Annotated in this window: 18 protein-coding genes; all 18 read right to left on the reverse strand. The window is 66.7% G+C overall.

All coding sequences use genetic code 11. From position 1 onward, the window contains the following. Positions 1 to 1,638: a DNA repair protein RecN gene (gene recN, locus MSB02_RS02550; RefSeq protein WP_267193643.1), complete on the reverse strand. Its 1,638-nt coding sequence runs from the start codon at positions 1,636 to 1,638 to the stop codon at positions 1 to 3. A 1-nt stretch (position 1,639) separates the two neighbouring features. After that, positions 1,640 to 2,488 carry an NAD(+)/NADH kinase gene (locus MSB02_RS02555; protein ID WP_267193644.1) on the reverse strand — a complete coding sequence of 283 codons (849 nt, stop codon included), beginning with the start codon at positions 2,486 to 2,488 and terminating at the stop codon, positions 1,640 to 1,642. Between the two features lies 1 nt (position 2,489). After that, positions 2,490 to 3,284 carry a TlyA family RNA methyltransferase gene (locus tag MSB02_RS02560; RefSeq protein WP_267193645.1) on the reverse strand — a complete coding sequence of 265 codons (795 nt, stop codon included), beginning with the start codon at positions 3,282 to 3,284 and terminating at the stop codon, positions 2,490 to 2,492. Beyond that, a complete protein-coding gene (gene dxs, locus MSB02_RS02565) occupies positions 3,250 to 5,184 on the reverse strand; it encodes a 1-deoxy-D-xylulose-5-phosphate synthase (protein ID WP_267193646.1) in 1,935 nt (644 codons plus the stop codon). The genes MSB02_RS02560 and dxs overlap by 35 nt, the downstream gene beginning before the upstream one ends. A 110-nt stretch (positions 5,185 to 5,294) precedes the next feature. Continuing rightward, positions 5,295 to 5,666: an exodeoxyribonuclease VII small subunit gene (locus MSB02_RS02570; protein ID WP_267193647.1), complete on the reverse strand. Its 372-nt coding sequence runs from the start codon at positions 5,664 to 5,666 to the stop codon at positions 5,295 to 5,297. Positions 5,667 to 5,672: 6 nt separating this feature from the next. Further along, a complete protein-coding gene (nusB, locus tag MSB02_RS02575; protein ID WP_267193648.1) occupies positions 5,673 to 6,128 on the reverse strand; it encodes a transcription antitermination factor NusB in 456 nt (151 codons plus the stop codon). A 25-nt stretch (positions 6,129 to 6,153) separates the two neighbouring features. Further along, positions 6,154 to 6,504 carry an Asp23/Gls24 family envelope stress response protein gene (locus tag MSB02_RS02580; protein ID WP_267193649.1) on the reverse strand — a complete coding sequence of 117 codons (351 nt, stop codon included), beginning with the start codon at positions 6,502 to 6,504 and terminating at the stop codon, positions 6,154 to 6,156. Then, entirely contained in the window at positions 6,497 to 7,906 is a 1,410-nt protein-coding gene (gene accC, locus MSB02_RS02585; RefSeq protein WP_267193650.1) for an acetyl-CoA carboxylase biotin carboxylase subunit, read from the reverse strand. Before accC ends, MSB02_RS02580 begins: the two co-directional genes overlap by 8 nt. Further along, a complete protein-coding gene (gene accB, locus MSB02_RS02590; protein WP_267193651.1) occupies positions 7,906 to 9,765 on the reverse strand; it encodes an acetyl-CoA carboxylase biotin carboxyl carrier protein in 1,860 nt (619 codons plus the stop codon). Before accB ends, accC begins: the two co-directional genes overlap by 1 nt. A gap of 83 nt (positions 9,766 to 9,848) precedes the next feature. After that, positions 9,849 to 10,409 carry an elongation factor P gene (gene efp, locus MSB02_RS02595; protein ID WP_267193652.1) on the reverse strand — a complete coding sequence of 187 codons (561 nt, stop codon included), beginning with the start codon at positions 10,407 to 10,409 and terminating at the stop codon, positions 9,849 to 9,851. A gap of 12 nt (positions 10,410 to 10,421) precedes the next feature. Next, positions 10,422 to 11,510: a M24 family metallopeptidase gene (locus MSB02_RS02600; RefSeq protein WP_267193653.1), complete on the reverse strand. Its 1,089-nt coding sequence runs from the start codon at positions 11,508 to 11,510 to the stop codon at positions 10,422 to 10,424. Next, positions 11,501 to 11,953: a type II 3-dehydroquinate dehydratase gene (aroQ, locus tag MSB02_RS02605; RefSeq protein ID WP_267193654.1), complete on the reverse strand. Its 453-nt coding sequence runs from the start codon at positions 11,951 to 11,953 to the stop codon at positions 11,501 to 11,503. Before aroQ ends, MSB02_RS02600 begins: the two co-directional genes overlap by 10 nt. Continuing rightward, positions 11,953 to 13,593: a 3-dehydroquinate synthase gene (gene aroB / locus MSB02_RS02610; protein ID WP_267193655.1), complete on the reverse strand. Its 1,641-nt coding sequence runs from the start codon at positions 13,591 to 13,593 to the stop codon at positions 11,953 to 11,955. Before aroB ends, aroQ begins: the two co-directional genes overlap by 1 nt. Next, on the reverse strand, positions 13,590 to 14,738 hold the full coding sequence (gene aroC, locus MSB02_RS02615; RefSeq protein ID WP_267193656.1) for a chorismate synthase: 1,149 nt from the start codon (positions 14,736 to 14,738) through the stop codon (positions 13,590 to 13,592). Before aroC ends, aroB begins: the two co-directional genes overlap by 4 nt. A gap of 140 nt (positions 14,739 to 14,878) precedes the next feature. After that, positions 14,879 to 15,511, reverse strand: a complete 633-nt coding sequence (locus tag MSB02_RS02620) for a hypothetical protein (protein WP_267193657.1) — start codon at positions 15,509 to 15,511, stop codon at positions 14,879 to 14,881. A gap of 24 nt (positions 15,512 to 15,535) precedes the next feature. Further along, positions 15,536 to 16,135: a type 4a pilus biogenesis protein PilO gene (gene pilO / locus MSB02_RS02625; protein ID WP_267193658.1), complete on the reverse strand. Its 600-nt coding sequence runs from the start codon at positions 16,133 to 16,135 to the stop codon at positions 15,536 to 15,538. A gap of 82 nt (positions 16,136 to 16,217) precedes the next feature. Next, positions 16,218 to 16,808: a PilN domain-containing protein gene (locus MSB02_RS02630; RefSeq protein ID WP_267193659.1), complete on the reverse strand. Its 591-nt coding sequence runs from the start codon at positions 16,806 to 16,808 to the stop codon at positions 16,218 to 16,220. Next, entirely contained in the window at positions 16,805 to 17,926 is a 1,122-nt protein-coding gene (pilM, locus tag MSB02_RS02635; RefSeq protein ID WP_267193660.1) for a type IV pilus assembly protein PilM, read from the reverse strand. Before pilM ends, MSB02_RS02630 begins: the two co-directional genes overlap by 4 nt. Between the last annotated feature and the right edge of the window lie 174 nt (positions 17,927 to 18,100).

Below are 18,100 nucleotides of genomic sequence, written 5' to 3' on the forward strand. Positions count from 1 at the left end.
CTACCCTCTCACCATGTCAGCGACCTGCGCGGAGAGCAGCTCGCGCGCGTGTGCGATACCCGCCTCAGAGGTGCCGCCCGAGAGCATTCGGGCCACCTCGGCAACGCGCTCATCGCCGGTGACGCTCCGGACGGTGGTCACCGTACGGCCATCGTGCTCCTGCTTCTCCACGACCATCTGGACGTCGGCACACGCGGCTACCTGGGCAAGATGCGTCACCACGAGCACTTGGTGGCTCCGGGCGAGTCTCGCCAGCCGCTCCCCGACCGCGTGTGCAGTGGCGCCGCCTATCCCGGCGTCCACCTCGTCGAACACCAGGACCGGCACCGCGTCGGCCTCCCCCAGCACGCCCTTGAGGGCGAGCATCACCCGCGAGACCTCTCCGCCCGACGCGATCTTGGCAAGCGGCCGGAGCTGTTCTCCGGCAGCGGACGTGAACAGGAACTCCACCCGCTCGGGGCCGTCCGACGTCCATGACTCGAACGGCAACGCCGTCCGCTCGACGCCGAACTGCGCATGCGCGAGCGCCAGATCGGAAGCGGCTTCGCCCAGCCGTGCCACGAACGGCGCGGTGGCGGCATCACGGACGGCGCGAAGGGACTCCGCGGCCTCACACAGGACGGCCGCCGCTTCCTCAGCATGCCGCTCGGCATCCGCCAACCCCGCCTCACCCGCCTCGAGGACGTCGAGTTCCTCCGAGGCGCTCTCCCGCATGGCGATCACGGCCGCCACGGTCCCACCGTACTTGCGGGTGAGCCCCTCTATGCGGTGCAGCCTCGCTTCAGCGGCATCCAGAGCTTCCGCATCGTGGTCGATGCTCTCCGCATACTCAAGGACCTGTGCCGCGAGCTCCTGCAGCTCGATGTCCAGTCGGGAGACCGTCTCCGCGAAGCCGTCGAGCGCGGGATCCAGGCCTCGGACACCGCCAAGCGCCGCGAGCGCGGCCGAGAGGCCGTCCGAGGCGCCCCGCTCCTCTTTCAGCGCCTGCCATGCCGCGTATGACGCCTCCGCCAGCCGCTCACCATACCTGAGCCGAGGCAGCAGCGCCGTCAACTCCTCGTCTTCACCCGTCTGCGGCTCAACGGCATCGATGTCCCCGATGACGAAGCGGAGGTAATCGGCCCGCTGCTCCCGGTCGGCGAGCGCCCCACGAAGCTCATCCAGACGCGCGACCGCCTCCCTGGCCGTCCGCCGGGCTTCCCGATATCGCGCGAGCGCCTCCGCGGCCTCCTCGCCGATGTAGCGATCGAGATAGCCGGCGTGACGGGCCGGCGACAGCAACGCCTGGTGCTCGTGCTGGCCGTGGAGATCCACCATCGGGCCGAGTGTGTCCGCGAGCATCGCCACCGTTGCCATCTCGCCGTCTATGGAGCAGCGCGACCGCCCCTCGGCGCTGATGCGGCGACGAGCGACGATGTCACGACCGTCGATCACGAACCGCCCCTCCACCACCGCCTCGGCAGCTCCTTGCCGCACCATCGCCGAATCGGCGCGTTCGCCCAGAAGCAGCTTCAGCGCGGACACGAGCACGGTCTTGCCTGCGCCGGTCTCCCCCGATAGCACCGTGAGGCCGGGGCCGAGCTCCAGCCACACGTCCTCTATCAGTGCGAGATCCCGCACATGCAGCTCTGCCAGCACGTCAGACTCCAAAGAAGGTCGTACCGAGGGACGAGTAGAACCCGCGCCCGTTGGCGCGGACGAGGCGCACGTCCTGATCGCTCACGCGTATCCGCACGCTGTCGAGCGTCGTACGGCATGGGACCTGGTCGCCGTCCACGGAGACACATGCATCAGCCCGCGCGAGCGTGGGGCACCGGAGCGTGAGAACGTCGCCAGGCGCGGAGACCACCGGCCGCGCCGCAACGGTATGGGGCGCGACGGGAACGGTCACGATGCCGCGTACCCCCGGCGCCACAGCGGGTCCACCGGCCGAGAGCGCGTACGCGGTGGAACCAGTGGGGGTTGCGGCGATGACCCCGTCGCACAGATATCGTCCGATGACGGAGCCGTTCACATCGACCTCGAGCTCGATCGACCGCGATGTCGCCCCTCGGCCGACGAACACCTCGTTCAGCGCCCGATACGATCCCGCCTCACGCCCACCCGCCATGACGGTGGCCTCGATCGTCTGCCTCCGCTCGATCGAGACGTCGCCCGCGAGCGCCGATGAGACGGCCTCGAGCACGTCCTCGCCACGCGCGCCGGAGAGGAATCCAAGGCGGCCCAGATTCACGCCGAGGATCGGCACGTCGAGCTGCCCAAGGATGTGGACCGCCTTCAGGATGGTGCCGTCTCCTCCGAGGGCGACTGCGAGCTCAGGTGTCCCGATGTCAGCGCGTGCCACGGGGATGGCATCCACACCGCTGAGGTCGACGTCCTCGGCGATCATCACCGGCTCGTAACCTCCGGACCGCAGGTACTCCACCACTCCGCGGGACGCATCGATGGAGCGAGGGTTCATCGGGTTTGGAACGAGCAGTACACGCACGCTAGCCTCCCAATGCGGCATGCGCCGCCTCTACGATCGCATCGACATCCACCTTGACCGGCTCGCCTTCCGGTCTGAGACACACCCAGAACTCGATATTACCTTCCGGGCCCGTGATGGGCGACCAGCCAAGGCCGCACACTGCCCACCCGTCCTGCTCCGCAGTGGCCAGCACCGAGCCGAGAACATCACGATGGACCGCTGGATCGCGCACCACACCTTTCTTACCGATACGTCCTTTACCGGCTTCGAACTGAGGCTTAACCAGAGCGAGACAGACGGCGTCATCGGCCAGGATCGTACGCACCGCCGGCAGGACCTTGCACAAGCCGATGAACGACACGTCTATGACCGCCATGTCGTACGGTCCTCCGAGCCGCTCCGGATCGGCAGTGCGGATGTTCGTGCGTTCCAGCACGTGGACACGAGGATCGTTGCGGAGCGACCAGGCGAGTTGCCCGTAGCCGACGTCAACGGCCGTCACGGAGCGTGCGCCCCGCTGCAGCAGACAATCGGTGAAGCCGCCTGTGGAGGCTCCCACGTCGACGGCGCACACGCCTGAAGGGTCGACGCCGAAGGAGTCAAGCGCCCCCGCCAGCTTGTGGCCGCCGCGCGATACGTACTGGGGCCGCTCGACCACGAGGATCTCAGCGTCAGGCTCCACGGGCGCACCAGCCTTTGACACCGTCACGCCGTCGACGCTCACATCACCGGCGAGGATGACACCCCGGGCCTGCTCTCGCGATCGCGCAAGACCCCTGCTAACGAGCTCGACGTCGAGCCTGCGCGCCGTCATCTAAGATCGCACCTTCCGCTTCGCGCAGAGCCGCCAGCCTCCGCAGGATCGCATCGGTCACCGACTCAGGCGTGAGTCCGACCTCTTCGAGCAGGATGCTCGTCTTCCCGTGCGTCACGAAGCAATCGGGGATCGCGATCTTCATGACGGGGACTGTGATCGCCTCTTCAGCGAGGGTCTCCATCACGGCGCCGCCGAAGCCGCCTTCACCGGTGTTCTCCTCCAGGGTCACGATGAGCGGCCTGTCGGCAGCTCTCCTAACCGCATCGCGGTCGAGAGGCTTCACCCAGCGCATGTCCACCACTTCAGCCGTGACGCCGTGCGCAGCGAGCGACTCGGCCGCACGCTCGGCGGTCTCGACCATCCGCCCGATGGCCAGTAGGGCGACGTCCTCCCCCTGACGCACCGTCTCGGAGACACCGGGGGTGAGCATCCGCCGCTCAGCGGGCAGCGCCACTCCGCGACCAGCGCCTCTCGGATACCTGATCGCCACCGGGCCGTCCATGGCGAGTGCCGTATGCAACATGTCCGCCAGCTCGGCCTCGTTGGACGGCGCCATCACGGCGAGACCGGGAACGGCCCGCAGGAACGTGAGGTCGAAGACGCCGTGGTGCGTAGGGCCGTCCTCGCCCACCAGGCCCGCTCGGTCGAGGCAGAAGACCACGTGGAGACCCTGGAGAGCGGCGTCCATGATCACCTGGTCGTAAGCGCGCTGGATGAAGGTCGAGTAGATCGCTACCACGGGTATCTGGCCGCCGTGTGCGAGCCCAGCGGCCAGACCCACCGCGTGCTGCTCGGCTATGCCTACGTCGAAGAACCGGTCCGGAAAGCGCTCCGCAAACGCCGTGAGGCCCGTTCCCGCCGGCATGGCCGCCGTGATGGCGACGATGCGCTGATCGCGCTCGGCCTCGGTCACGATCGCATCGCCGAAGACTTGCGTGTAGCTGAGCGGTTTGGGGCCGCCGCCGTTCGCACGGCCCGTCTCCACGGAGAACGGGCTCACGCCATGGAACTCGTCGGGGCGGTCCTCAGCGTGCGTGTATCCCATGCCCTTGCGCGTGACCGCATGCACAAGCACGGGACCGTCGGCGCTCTTGGCCCAGGTTATCGCGTTCTGCACCTGGGCGATGTCATGACCGTCGATGGGGCCGACGTACTGGATGCCGAGCTCCTCGAAGAGCATCCCCGGCACGATAAGCTGCTTCACCGACTCCTTGGCGGCCTCGCCGGCAGCCACCATCGCCGCACCGACCCTTGTGCGAGCGAGCGCCGACTCGACATCATCTCTGAGGCGACGGTATCGGCGGTCGAGCCTCACGCGCGCCAGGTAGCTCGACAGGGCCCCCACGTTGGGCGCGATCGACATCTCGTTGTCGTTCAGGAGCACGATGAGCCGCGAGCCCAGGTGGCCCGCATGGTCCAGCGCCTCGAACGCCATGCCCCCGGTCAGCGATCCGTCGCCGATCACCGCTACGATGGTCTCGTCCGTGCCGTTCAGATCGCGCGCAGCGGCGAGACCCAGCGCCACCGAGATCGACGTGCTCGCGTGCCCCGTGTCGTGCACGTCGTAGGGACTCTCGGTGCGCTTCGGGAACCCGCAGACGCCGCCGTACGTGCGCAGCGTTCCGAATCCCTCCCTGCGCCCAGTGATGAGCTTGTGGACGTACGCCTGGTGGCCTACATCCCAGATCACGCTGTCAGCGGGGCAGTCGAGCGCCCGGTGAAGGCCCAGCGTGAGCTCCACGACACCAAGGTTCGGCGCGAGATGACCGCCCGTCTCAGAGACGGTAGCGATGAGAGTCGCCCGGATCTCGGCAGCCAGCTGCGTGAGCTCCTCGCTGCTGAGCGCCTTCAGAGCGGCCGGTTCGTTTATGGAATCAAGAATGGGCGTCTGTGACACTGATCAGGCACACTCCCGTGCGTGGGGGTCGCGGCGGCACCCTGGATTCCCATCGTACCACCCGCGCGCTGCACGAATGCCAGCGCCGCAACCCTGCCGTAACTGGCCGGTCACTCTGCCGATGAGTCGGCCTGCTGCGCGTCACCCGTGGCATCGGCACCCTCATCGGGGTCCGCGCCGTTGAGCGGCTGACCCGGCACATCGTCTTCAGCGGCCGTGCCTTCGATGTCGGGAACGACCACCTCACCGGCCCCGGACGCATCATCCGGTCCACCGGTGCCGTCGACCTCTCCGCTCCCGGGCGCAGGAGCGGCACTCATGTCCGTGTGGTCGACGAGCTCGGTGCAGATATTCGCGAGGCGGACGCCCTCCTCGAGCAGATCGAGGCTCTTCTCGAGCGACGTGTCCTTCTTGCGCGCCTCTGCGGCGATCTCCTCCAGCCTGACCCGCGCGGTCTCGAACGTGTACCTCTCATCCGCCATCGCCGGTCAGACCCCTTCCTCATGTTCCACGTCATCGGTCACGTCGTCCGGTACCGGCTCGCCACGCAGCTCCGCGATCTTGCCGAGCACCCCGTTGACGAACTTGGGCGAATCGTCACCGCCGTACGCCTTGGCCAGCTCGACGGCCTCGTTGATAGCCACCGAGGCCGGAACGTCCTCCTCGAACATGATCTCGTACACGGCCAGACGCAAGATGTTCCGGTCCACGAACGGCATACGCATCAACGACCAATGCTGTGAGGTGGCTTCGATGCGCGCATCCACCTCGCCCTGGCGCGCCTCTGTGCCGAGCACGAGCTGGCGGCAGTAGTCGGAGGGCTCCCCGTCCTCGTCGTTGAACGATCGGGTGTCGAGTATCGACCGGACGTCCTGCCCGGTGATATCGCGCTGGTAGAGTATCTGGAGCGCCTGACGGCGCGCGCGGGTTCGCTCGAGCATCATCTACCCGTACCCGGTCTACCGTACGTCACTGCTCGTCCGGGAAGACGACCCCGTCGACGTACACGTCGACGGAAGCGACCGCCTGGCCGGTGTGCGTGAGCAGGGCGTCCGTGACCGCACGCTGGACCTCGGTCGCCACCTCACGCAGCGGCCTGCCATACGATGCGCTGATCCGCACGCTCGCGGTGAGTTCGTTACCCTCTCCCACCTCGACGACCACACCGCGAGCCGCACCCTTGGGCACAAGTCCCGCGAGTCCGCCCGCAGCCGGCACGATCGCCGCCACGCCCTCCACGGACTGCGTAGCCACCTGGGCGATGGTCTCGAGGACGCCCGGGGCGACCCCGATGCCGTCCAGCGTGATCTCCTCAGACATCGTGCCCCTCCTCGGGTCGGGAGCCGTCGATCACGAACGCGTTCAGAGCAGCCTGGTCGACATGCTGCTCAACGTAGTCAGTATAGACCTCGGCCTTCACGAAGTGCGGTTCCTCCACCACGAACTGGTGGAACGGGATGGTGGTGGGGATGCCGACGACGATGAACTCGTCGAGCGCCCTGCGCGCACGGGCGACCGCCTCATCCCGGGTCTCGCCCCATACGATCAGCTTGGCGAGCAGGGAATCGTAGTACGGGGGCACCATGTACCCGCCGTACACGTGGCTGTCCACGCGGACACCGAACCCTCCCGGCGGGTTGAAGCACTCGACCATCCCGGGGTGCGGCCTGAAGTTGTGTATCGGATCCTCGGCGTTGATGCGGAACTCGATAGCGTGGCCGCGAAGCGTGACCGAATCCTGCGAGGCATGTGTCATGCGGTCGCCGGCTGCGATCCGGATCTGCTCCTTGATGATATCCACGCCGGTGATCTGCTCGGTCACGGGATGCTCCACCTGTACGCGCGTATTCATCTCCATGAAGAAGAAGCTGCCATCCGTGTCGAGCAGGAACTCCACGGTGCCGGCGTTCACGTAGTCGACCGCACGAACCGCCTTCAGGGCCGCTTCGCCCATCGCCGCCCGCAACTCCTCGCTGAGCGCGGGTGAGGGCGCCTCCTCGATCAGCTTCTGGTGACGCCGCTGCACCGAGCAGTCACGCTCGTAGAGGTAGATCGCATTGCCGTGCGTATCGGCGAGCACCTGGATCTCGATGTGCCGCGGCCGCGACAGGTACTTCTCGAGATACACCTCGTCGTTGCCGAACGCGGCGGCGGCCTCCGTCTTGGCCGCGGTGAAGTTGTGGACGAGCTCCGACTCGTCGGCGGCCACACGCATGCCCTTGCCACCGCCGCCCGCGGACGCCTTGATGAGCACGGGAAAGCCGACCTCGCGAGCGAAAGCGAGCGCCTCTTCGGCCGTTTCGACGATGCCGTCGCTGCCAGGGACGCACGGCACTCCGGCAGCCATCATCGTGCTGCGTGCCACCGCCTTGTCGCCCATCCGCTCGATCGCATCCGCCGAAGGACCCACGAACACGAGGCCTGAGTCGGCACATGCGCGGGCGAAGGCCGCGTTCTCCGCGAGGAACCCGTACCCCGGGTGCACGGCGTCGGCGCCGCTCGTGAGCGCCGCGGAGATGATGTTGGGCATGTTGAGGTAGCTCGCCGACGATGGCGCCGGACCCACGCACACGGCCTGGTCGGCCATCCGTGCGTGGAGAGAGTCCCTGTCAGCCTCCGAGAAGACGGCCACCGACCTGATACCCAACTCCTTGCACGCGCGCACGACGCGGAGTGCGACCTCCCCGCGGTTGGCGACGAGCAGTGTCCGTATCGCAGCCACTAGGCGACCGGCTCGTAGTAGAAGAGGACCGCACCGTACTCGACAGGCTGCGCGTTGACGGCGGCCACCTCACGGATGACGCCGGCCTCCTCGGCAGCGATCTCGTTCATGAGCTTCATCGCCTCAAGGATGCACAACGACTGGCCCTCGGCCACGGTATCGCCCACCATCACGTACGGGTCGGCGCCCGGCGACGGAGACGCGTAGAACGTGCCGACCATAGGCGCGGTCACCGCACGCCACGTTGCGGGTCGCCCGGCGGTGGATGTGGTATCGACCACCTGGGGCGACTCCGGAGCGGCAGGCGCCGGCGGAGCGGGGACATGCTGGTGATGTGACGGTTCGACCGACGTGCCGCCCTTGCGGACGACCACGCGGGCATCGCCCTCCTCGACAACGATCTCGGTGACGTCCGAACTCTCGATGAGCTTCACGAGCTCTGCGATGTGATTCACGTTCACTGCGTCGTCCTCTCTGGCATGATCGATCTCGCGCCCGGTCATGAACACAGCGCCTTCGGCCCCCTCGCGATGACGCTCGAGGAACGCTCGCGCCTCGTTGGGGAACAGCGCGTACATCAGTACGTCTTCTTCAGTGTGCGCAAGGTCGCCGACCTCGGCGGCCACCTGGTCATACGTGGTCGTCACCAGCGATGCCGGACGGACATCGGCGGGCAGCGGTTCCGCATCGCGCAGGACGCTCGCGACGACATCAGGATCCATCGGACCGGGCGCCTTGCCGTACAGTCCGCGGATGTAGTCCTTCATCTCCTGCGGGACCACCGACCACCGCTTGGCGGTGAGCACGTTGATCACCGCCTGCGTACCCACGATCTGGGACATCGGCGTCACGAGCGGCGGATACCCCACCTCGGCGCGGACCTTTGGGATCTCAGCGAGCACGTCGGACAGTCTCGAGCTGGCGTTCTGTAGCTCGAGCTGGCTGATGAGGTTGCTCATCATGCCGCCCGGGACCTGATGGCTGAAGACCTCCATATGCAGCAGCGAGGTGACGCCTCGCTTCAACTGCTTGGCCTGTCTGATGTCCTCCCAGTACTGTGCGATCTCGAAGAGCAGGTCGAGATCGAGGCCGCTGTCGTAGGGGCTCTCCTTGAGCGCCGCCACGATCATCTCCACCGCCGGCTGACTGTTGCCGAAGGCGAGCGCCACCACCGCAGTGTCTATGATGTCCGCACCGGCCTCAGCGGCCTTGAGGTAGTTCATGGGCGCCATGCCGCCGATGTAGTGACAGTGCACGTGGACCGGCAGTCCCACTTCGTCCTTGAGCGCCCGCACCATCTTCTCGGTGCGGAAGGGCGTGAGCATGCCCGCCATGTCCTTGATGCAGATCGTGTCGGCGCCGAGATCCTTGAGCTGCTCGGCATAGCGGATGTAGCTGTCCAGCGTGTGCACCGGGCTGACGGTGTACGAGATCGCGCCCTCGAAGTGCGCGCCCGATTCCTTGATGGCGAGAGCTGCAGGCGTGATGTTGCGGATGTCGTTGAGCGCGTCGAAGACCCTGAACACGTCGATACCGTTGCGGTGCGACGCCTTCACGAAGCGATCCACGATCTCGTCGCTGTAGTGACGGTAGCCGACCAGATTCTGGCCGCGCAGCAGCATCTGGAGCGGCGTGTTGGGACAGTGCTGCTTGATGACGCGAAGCCGGTCCCAGGGGTTCTCGTCGAGGAACCGCAGCGCGGCATCGAACGTCGCGCCGCCCCACACCTCGAGCGACCAGTAACCCACCGCATCCATCTTGGGCAGGATGGGCAGCATGTCGCCGAGCTCCATGCGGGTGGCCCACAACGACTGGTGGGCGTCGCGGAGCGTCGTGTCGGTGATCTTGACCGGTCGCATCGCACCGTCCTCTCAGCGGGTAGGCGTGGACCACCGCAGGAGCACTTCTGCCTGCGGGGCCGGTCGGAACAGTATAGCGGAGGCTACACGCGCGTGATATAGGACCCGTCGCGCGTATCGATCTTGAGCGTATCGCCCTGTTCCACGAACATCGGGACCTGGACGACGGCGCCGGTCTCGAGGGTGGCGGACTTGGTGCCGCCCTGGACCGTGTCACCCTTGAATCCCGGGTCGGTCTCGGTGACCTCGAGCTCCACGAACATCGGCGGCTCCACACCGATCATCTCGCCGCCGGCGTAGACCACCTGCACCTCGTCGTTCTCCTTGAGCCACTTGGCCGCGTCGCCAACGAAGTCGGCCGCGATCTCGAACTGCTCATAGGACTCGGTGTCCATGAAGTGATACGCAGAGCCGTCCGAGTAGAGGTACTGGAGACGCTTCTGCTCCACCCGTACGTCGTCCACCTTCTCGCCTGCACGGAACGTCACGTCGTTCACGCGGCCGGTCTTGAGCTCCTTGAGCTTGGTGCGCACGAATGCGCCGCCCTTGCCCGGCTTGACGTGCTGGAAGTCGACGATGATGTACATCTTGTCGCTGTACATGATGCACATGCCGGTCTTGAACTGGTTGGTGGCGACAGCCATATGTGGACCTTCCTAGATCTCGATGAGTTCCTTCGGGGCGTTGGTCAGGCGACGGTGACCCCCGTCGTCAACGACCATCAGGTCTTCGATTCTAACACCTGCCACACCTTCGACGTAGACGCCTGGCTCGATGGTGACGACCGCGCCGTCGCGCAGCGATTGAGTGCTGCGGGGGCCGATCGTCGGCAGTTCGTGGATATCCAGACCCACTCCATGCCCGATGCCGTGCGTGAAGTAGTCCCCGAAGCCGCGCTGCGCGAGCACGTCACGGCCCGCCTTGTCCACATCGACACAGGGCATCCCCGCGCGTACGGCTGCGATGCCGGCCTCGTTGGCGGCGAGCACCGCGTCGTAGATCCGGCGCTGCTCGTCCGTTGGCTTGCCCACGCACACGGTCCGGGTCATGTCGGAGCAGTAGCCCCCCACACGTGCGCCGAAGTCGAGCACGATCATGTCACCCGGCTGCACCTCCCGCGGGCCCGGGATCGCGTGCGGGTGCGCTCCGTTGGGGCCCGACGCGACGATCGGCGAGAACGGCATGCCCTCGGAACCGTTGCGACGCATGGTGAACTCCAACTCGAGCGCGATCTCGGATTCCGTCCTCCCCGGCACGATGTATCCGAGCATGTGGTGGAACGCCTCGTCCGCGATCGCGGCCGCAGCCGCGATCCGGCCGACCTCTTCGTCCTCTTTGATCTGACGGAAGTCCTCGATCAGGTGGTCGATGACCCGGACGGCGCCCCTGAACTGCTCGGAGATGAACTTGAACCGGCCATAAGGCACGCTCGACTCGACGGCGAGCGAGTCGACGTCCATGGCGTGGAGCTCATCGCAGACCTCCACGTACAGGTTCTCGCGTTGGATGCCGACCTCCCATGGCCCGCCTTCGGCCGCCGCTGCCGCGGCGTCGGCATATCGCATGTCGGTGTAGAACCGGGTCACATCGGCGGTCACCAGACATGCGCCATTGATCCCATCGTCTATGACGCCGTCGAAGCCCGTCAGGTACCGAAGGTTGGCCGGAGCGCTCACGAGCACGGCCGTCGCCCGCTCATCCTCCATGCGTCGGCGGAGCTTGCGGATGCGTCCTTCTATGTCCATTCGTCCTCCTTGCGAAGATGCCTCACGAGACGCTCAAGGCCCGCGGTGTAAGAAGCGGGTCCCAGGCCGCTGATCTGATCGATACACACTGGTGCCGTGACGCTCACGGCGCGGAACTCCTCACGAGCCCCGATATCGCTGAGATGCACCTCGACCACGGGGAGACCGGTTGCCGCGATCGCGTCACGCAGCGCGTAGGAGTAATGCGTGTACGCTCCCGGGTTGAACACCGCCCCGTCACACTCGCCCATCGCCTCATGCAGCCGGTCGATCAGCGCCCCCTCGTGGTTCGACTGGAAGAACATCACGTCCACGCCGAGGTCACCCGCGGTATCGGCCACGAGCGCCTCGATATCATCGAGCGTCTTGGTGCCGTACACCTCCGGCTCACGTCTTCCGAGGAGGTTCAGGTTCGGCCCGTTCATCACGAGTATCCGCAGCATCATGCCTCCCGGTCGATCACGGAACGCCATTCCTGCAGCGCACCCAGCACAGTGGCATCGTCGAGCGCCACCACCCGCCAGCTTCCCGGGCGTTCGACCAGAACGAAGCGCACAGCGCCGGAACGCGCCTTCTTGTCGGACTTCATGGCCGAGAGCACGGCATCGGGAGTGAAGCGCTCGACGGCGTCGCCGACCTGCTCCAGGAACGCCTCACGAGAGCCGCCGATCCGCGCAACGAGCCCGTCCACCCTCTCCGCCAGTGAACGCGGCGCATCCGCCACATCCACCGCCAGCGTCATGGCGAAGCGCATGCCCTCGGCCACCGCAAGCCCGTGCGGCAACCTGTCGTATCCGGCAAGCATCTCGAGGGCATGGCCCAGCGTATGGCCGAGGTTCAGGCACTCGCGCGTGTCCGACTCACGAAGGTCGGCGCTCACCACGGCCGCCTTGAACGAGGCCGCGTCATGCACCGTCTGCCTGATCGTGGCTGCGTCACGCGCCATGATGCGCTCCGTACGCGACTCGAACAACTCGAACGCGGCGTCGCCGGCGAGCACCGCCGCCTTGGCTGCTTCCACCAGGCCGTTCGTCCACTCGGACGCCGGAAGCGTGTCGAGCAGCGCTGTGTCGGCGAGCACGAGCCGTGGCGGCCAGAACGCCCCCGCGAGGTTCTTACCTGCGCGTAGATCCACGGCGGTCTTGCCGCCGATCGCGCTATCGACCTGCGCGAGCAGCGTCGTGGGAACCTGCACGACCTGCACCCCGCGCATGTAGGTCGCCGCGCAGAAGCCGGCGATATCGCCCACGACACCGCCCCCGAGAGCGACCACGCATCCGCCGCGGTCGAGACCGGCTGCCGCGAACTCCTCCAGCAACACACCCGCCGTCTCCCAGGACTTCGACCGCTCGCCGGGTGCGATCACGTGCACCGACAGCGTGGCGCCTGAGCGTTCGATCGAGGCCGTCACACGATCGCCGACGAGATCGCGGACGTGCTCGTCAGTCACGAGAGCGATCCGCCGGGCGCCGGTGACGTCCCGGATCCTCGCGCCGATCTCATCGATCAGTCCGGGTCCCACCACGATGCTGTACGCATCCGGCGACCCGGCCTCCCCTACCGGGATGCTCGCCGAGGTGAGCGAGCCGACGACCGCGGCGACGTCGTCGGCCACATCCTCGGCCGGCCGTCCCACTGTGTCGATCACGTGGTCGGCCGTGCTCGTGTAGAGACCGAGTCGTGCATCCAGGATCGCGCGGGCCGCTGAGACACCCGCCCCCGCGAGCAGCGGACGACCGGCGGCGTCCCCCACGCGGGCGATCGCCTCCTCGGGCGTCACCGACAGGTACACGACGGTGCCAAGGCCGCGCAGAAGCGCCCGATTGTCTTCGCGCAGGATCACACCGCCGCCCGTTGCCACCACGGCGGCCGGCTCCCGCTCCAGGGAGCGGAGCGCGTCGTGTTCGGCGCGCCGGAACCCGGATTCGCCGTGCGTGCGGAAGATCTCGCTCACCAGCGCCCCTTCGCGCTCCTCGATCATCGCGTCCAGGTCCAGGAACCGGCGCTTCAGGCGCGCAGCGACGAGCCGACCCACCGTGCTCTTGCCGGCACCCATGAACCCTGTGAGGAAGACGTGGCTCACCAGGCGATCCTCTCCCGGTACGCCGCAAGCGCCGTCCGCATGTCGTGGAGGCAGGCCCCGCCAAGAAGGCCCTGGTATGCGTCGGCGAGCACGAGCGCCACCTCGGCCTCGGCCACTACGGCGGCTGCCGGTACCGCGCACACGTCGGAGCGTTCGCGGGCCGCATCAGCGACCTCGCCGGTACTGATGTCCACGGTCCTGAGCGGCCGCATCAGCGTAGGTATCGGCTTCATCGCCGCACGCAGCACGACCGGCTCGCCCGTGGTCATGCCGCCATCGATGCCGCCCGAACGATTCGTGGCGCGCCGCAGCCGGCCGCTCTCACCCAGCACGATCTCGTCGTGGACGGCCGAGCCGGTGCGAGCCGCGGCGGCGAACCCGAGGCCGAACTCCACGCCTTTGATCGCGGGTATCGACATGACCGCCGAGGCGAGACGCGAATCGAGCCGCTGTCCCTGCTCGGCATAGCCGCCGACACCGGGCACCAGCCCCTCCACGCACACGGCGAACACTCCGCCGAGGCTTTCGCCCTGCTGACGGGCATTATCGATGGCGGAGCGCATCTCGGCGGCGACATCCGCGTCCGGACACGACACATCGCTCGTCGCCACCGCTGCCGGGTCCGCCTCCTCGGGACCGAGCGCCCCGGTAGCCGCCGGCCCGATCCGCTCGACCCATGAGCGCACCGATACGCCGAGAGCCGCGAGCAGCGCACGTGCGACAGTCCCCGCCGCCACCCGCGCCGCGGTCTCCCGGGCGCTGGCCCGCTCGAGTATGTCGCGTACGTCGGCGGCGCCGGTGCGTTGCACGCCCCCGAGATCGGCGTGACCGGGTCGCGGAGCCGTGACCGCTTCCACGCCGTCACCACTTCCCCACGGGTCCATCACCTCGGACCAGTTCGCCGCATCACGGTTGACGATCCTCATGGCCACCGGGCTGCCGAGAGTGCGCCCGAAACGTACTCCTGCCACCACAAGCGCACGGTCTGTCTCGATCGCCATACGACCGCCACGCCCGTATCCTTGCTGGCGGCGGGCCAGGTCGTGATCGATCGTCGCACGGTCGAGCTCGATACCGGCCGGCACGTCGGAGACGATCACCACGAGCTCCGGGCCGTGTGATTCCCCTGCCGTTGTGTACCGCACCGCATCGCCCCTCTCGTATCGGTACCTGGATTCTACCGCAGTGGCGGGCCGGCCCTACCGTACGCCTCGCGCTTCCTTCAGCAGAGACACATCGGGCGCCGCATATGCGACGCCCGACAAGGATCGTGTGCTGGGCCCTGCTACTTCGTTATCCCCTGACCCACCGCCAGGGTCACCTGGATGTCGCCGTAGAGCATGGTCACGCTGGTGGAGCTGACCCGCAGCACTTCCCACGGTGTGTCCGGGATACCCTCTCCGGGCCCGAGCGTGTACGTGGTTCCGTTGTACCGCAGCTCCGCCTTCATGATGCCGTCTTCGGTCACCACACCGTCGAGATACAGGACATCGAGCGTATCAGGAGTGACGGTGTCGGTGTCGCCCGGGTCAGTGGTAGTCGTCGAATCCGTCGATGTGCTTGTTGTGGGGAGCGGCTCGAGCAGCGGATCGAAGATGTCCCTGAACGTGAAGACCTCGCTGTTGCGGACCTCGGCAGCCGGTGCGGCCGCCTCGACCGTCATCGTCGAGTCTCCAGAATCGTCTTCAGCCTGGCCGGTCTCAGTGACCTCGACCACAGCGTCGTCGATCGCATCGGAGAAGAGCGAGCCGAGTATCACCGCCGCTACGACACCACCGATGATCGCCAGCAACGCCAGGGCGCCGACGATACCCACAAGGCGCCCCCCGGGGGTCGAGAAGAAGCCCGGCTTCTTCTCCGGCACATCGGTCGTCTCCGGCGCCTGCGCTCCGGTCGCATCCATGCGGTCATCAGACATAGCGGTCACCTCCTCGCTGCTCGATCATTGGGCGGCCGGAGCCTCGGTCGAAGCCGCGGCCATGACGTACACTTCGATGGTGCCTGATACGTCGATGTACGCGTCCACTTCCTCGGTCTCCGGCACATACGTGAACGTCATCACGGTCACTCGCGTCCCACGGTCGAGGTTGTTCACCCGTCGGCAGAAGTCGATGACATCCGCCCACTGCCCCGTGCAGCCCACCGTGAGCTCCACCACGTCATACGCCTGTGAAGAGCCGTCTTCGGCCACCGGCGCTGCCGAGATGTCGCCTACGGAGATCGTGGGCAACTCCACGCCCGCCGCGTTCGCCACATCCTGAAGCTCGATGATCACCGAGGGAAGCTGCGGCGAATCGGGCACCTGGTTGGCGATCTGCATGAGCTCGACCTCATTGGCGGCTGCCTGAGCCTTGACGCTCTGACGGCGCGCCAGCAGAGCCTGGGCCGTCTGCAACTCCGTCTGGGCCGCTGCGATCTCCGTGTCCACTGCCGAGGCCTGCTGGAACTTCGGCAGGATCGCCAGGACCACGAACGCGATCGTAAGGACCGCGATGACGCCGATCGCGATGTACATCTGCATCTGGGCTGAAAGACGGTTCATCGCAGACATCCTCCGCTACGGGGCGAACGTACTCGGCGGGGCAGGCTCACCCGTCGCGGGTCTGTTGTATCCATGTATCGCATCACTCGGCCTCACCCTCTGTGGCCGGGGGCACGACTTTCGACGTGATGGTGTACTGGATCGCGTCCTGCTCGGCGAACTCGGTCTTCACCGAGCTGGCGAGCCAGACGTCGCTGAGGTCTTCGAGGTCCGCAAGCCTCACGAGCGCTTTGGCGATCGCCTTGTGGCCGAGGTCCGGGACATCGTCCGGGGAGTCTATCGCGTACCCCGCGAGAGAGATACCCGCATCTTCATCAACGGCCATCGTCTGCACCCACAGGTCCGAGGGGAGCACCAGCGACACCTCGTCGAGCAGCTTCGCCCAGTCGATCCGGCCGCCGAGAGCCGCCTGGACGGTGGCCTGGCGCTCCTCGAGCTCGCTTGCCCGGGTCTCGAAGATGGCGAGTTGATCGGCCTGCGCCTGGATGGCCTGGGCCTCCTGCTGGACGGCCGCGAGTTCGTCCTTCTTGTTCTGGAGCCTGTAGTTGGCGACACCCCACACGCCCGCAAGGAGCACCGCGATCACGATCGCCGCAACGACGACCCATATGATGCGGCGTTCCGCCTGCCGGCGCTCGAGTATCTCCGGAGGAAGCAGGTTCACACGCATCATGACTGCAACCCCCCCAACGCCAGACCGATCGCCGTGACGGCACCCATCCTATCGGAGCCGAGCGCCTGCTGGGCGCCGGAAGCAACGTTGATCCTCTCGAACGGGTCGGCCACGAGCACCTGGGCCTGCAGCCCCTTCTCGAGATACGAGGCGAGGTTCCGCAACTGCGCGCCGCTTCCGGTAAGGAGGATGCGCTGGATGCTGCGCACCTGCGCCGTCTGCGTGAGGTAGTAGTCGAGCGATCGCCGTACTTCAGCGATGAACTTGTTGACCTCCCGCTCGATGGACTCCTGCACCACCGGCACGTACTCGGGATCCACCCCCTGGATCGCGGTGTCAGCGCCGGCGTCGATGCTCGGCAGTCCGACGCGGCGCTTCAGATCCTCGGCCTCGTCGAACCCGATATTGAGCACGTTGGCCACGGCGTGGGTGAACGTGCTGCCAGCGAGCGACGATATCCTGTTGAAGCGCGGCACGCCGCGTTCCACCACGGTGATATTGGTGAGGCCGGACGAGATGTGGATGATGGCGGTGGCCTGGCCGTCGTCGTCGGGCAGGACCTGATCGCTATCGCCCATCAACGCACGCACCACCGCGAACGAGGAGACGTCGATCTGGTCGAGCTTGAGTCCGGCCCCCTCGACCGCCGACACGGTGTTGGCGATCATCTCGCGGTGCGCGGCGACCAGCAGCACCTCCATCATGTGCTCGTCGCTCTGCGTCATGTAGTCGCCGATGATCTGGAAGTCGAGGATGGAGTCCTCGACGGCCATAGGGATGTAATCCTGAGCCTGATACTGGATCGCGCTCTGCAGCTCGCCGCGCTCCATGAACGGAAGGTCGATGAGCCGCACGATCACGCGCTGGTTGGAGACGCCGACATTGACGTTCTTGCCGCGCACCTTGGAGTGGCGCCAGAGGTCCTTGATCGCCGCTGCCACAGCGCCCGTGTCGACGATCTCGCCGTCAGCGACTGCGCCCATGGGAACAGGAACCGAGCCATACCCGGTCAGCGTGAAGCCGGAACCGGTCGACTTGACCTGGGCGACCCTTACGTGATCGGTCCCGATGTCGAGACCACAAGCGGTCTGACCTGAGCCGATGGAGAGGGAACCCAACGGTGTCCTCCTTCTGCTTCTGCTGCTACGGCAAGACTGCGACTGGTACTGCTACTGCGACGTTCCCCCGGACTGACGTGCTCCATATGCAGGCATCCGAGAATCTGCATACAGCACATAGTTGGGACTATCGAACATCAGTTCATGCCGGGTTGTCAATAGCGGCCGGTCGTC

The organism is Anaerosoma tenue (assembly GCF_023161965.1).
Taxonomy (GTDB): Bacteria; Actinomycetota; Coriobacteriia; order Anaerosomatales; family Anaerosomataceae; genus Anaerosoma; species Anaerosoma tenue.